The organism is Psychrobacter sp. 16-MNA-CIBAN-0192 (genome assembly GCF_040309565.1).
Taxonomy (GTDB): Bacteria; Pseudomonadota; Gammaproteobacteria; order Pseudomonadales; family Moraxellaceae; genus Psychrobacter.
This window is the reverse complement of sequence record NZ_JBEOOX010000753.1, coordinates 1-233: the sequence shown is the minus strand read 5'-3', so window position 1 is coordinate 233 and position 233 is coordinate 1. Positions and strand designations below refer to the sequence as shown.

Annotated in this window: 1 rRNA gene; it reads left to right on the top strand. The window is 60.1% G+C overall.

The window, feature by feature from the left end:
• Window positions 1-233 (top strand): 23S ribosomal RNA (locus AAEY78_RS15095); the annotation flags it as partial.

Sequence of the window (233 nt, the reverse complement as noted above, 5' to 3'; positions counted from 1 at the left end):
ACTGAGGCCGCGCCCATGGGGGAGGCCGGGGCCGTCAGCGGGGAGGAACGCCGGGTCAGCCTGCGATACGCTGCGGGGAGGCGGCAATATCCTGTGATCCGGAGAGTTCGGAATGGGGAAACCCACCTAGCCTAAGCTAGGTATCTTGTACTTGTACAAGAGGCAAACGAGGGGACGTGAAACATCTCAGTACCCTGAGGAACAGACAGCCAATGAGATACCCCAAGAAGCGC